This window comes from Arthrobacter sp. BB-1, assembly GCF_006151685.1.
Taxonomy (GTDB): domain Bacteria; phylum Actinomycetota; class Actinomycetes; order Actinomycetales; family Micrococcaceae; genus Arthrobacter.
The window spans coordinates 1-1101 of record NZ_VDEV01000052.1 but is presented as its reverse complement, the minus strand read 5'-3'; the positions used below and the strand labels follow the sequence as shown (position 1 = coordinate 1101).

2 protein-coding genes are annotated in these 1101 nt (G+C 64.7%); both read left to right on the top strand.

Annotated features, from left to right (window positions below):
- The coding region (locus FHJ30_RS21205) for a phage holin family protein (protein WP_240793796.1) at positions 1–431 on the top strand (431 nt) is incomplete at its 5' end.
- The coding region (locus FHJ30_RS21200; RefSeq protein WP_139031217.1) for a DUF3618 domain-containing protein at positions 428–1101 on the top strand (674 nt) is incomplete at its 3' end. The genes FHJ30_RS21205 and FHJ30_RS21200, both read left to right, overlap by 4 nt.

Below are 1101 nucleotides of genomic sequence, written 5' to 3'. Positions count from 1 at the left end.
TGAGTAGTTCTATTCCGGAGATGCCGCCGAGTGCGGCGCACCAGAAGGCTGATAACGCCTCGCTGGGTGAGCTGCTCGGGGACGTGACCCGCGACCTGTCCACGCTGATGCGCCAGGAAGTGGAGCTCGCCAAGGCCGAACTCAAACAATCCGCCACCAAAGCCGGGAAGGGCTCGGGCATGCTCGGCGGGGCAGGGGTGGCCGGGCACTTCGTGCTCGTTTTCCTGTCCCTGGCCCTGATGTTCGCCCTCGGCGCCCTGATGCCCCTGGGCTGGGCCGCCGTGATCGTCGCCGTGATCTGGGGCATCATCGCCGCAGTCCTGGCCTCGATGGGGCGCAAGGAACTCAAACAGATCAAGGGCCTGCCCCAGACAGGCGAGACACTCTCTGAAATTCCCCCAACCCTAAAACCAGGTGAGGTAAACCGATGAGCGATAACCCGGACGCAATCCGATCAGACATAGAAGCCACCCGCGCACGCCTGGGCACCAACGTTGACGCCGTGGCGGACAAAGTCACCCCGTCCAACATCGTCCACCGCCAAACCGACAAAGTAAAAGACGCGGTCACCGGCGTGAAGGAGAAAATCATGGGAGCAGCAGACCACACCACCACCCGCGCCGCGGACAAGATGCACACCGGCGCCGGGCACACCACCGACGCCCTGCACTCCACCGGAGATACCCTGCACGGGGCCAAAGACACCGCCGCGGCCAAACTCAGCGACGCCGGCACCGCGATCTCCAACACCCCGGACCAGGTCAAAGCCAAAACCCAGGGCAACCCCCTCGCCGCCGGCCTGATCGCCTTCGGCGCCGGAATGCTCATCTCCTCCCTGATCCCGGCCAGCCAAAAGGAACGCGAAGCGGCCCAGCAGCTCAAAACCGCCGCCGAACCCCTCGCCACCCAGGTCACCGACGCCGCCAAGGACATGGTCCAGGACCTCAAGGAACCGGCCCAGGAAGCCATGGAAAACGTCAAGGCCACCGCCACCGACGCCGCCCAAAACGTCAAAACCGAAGGCCAGCACGCCGCCACCGACGTCAAAGACCGCGCCGCAGACGCTGCAGACCACGTCAAAACCACAGGCCAGAACACCTA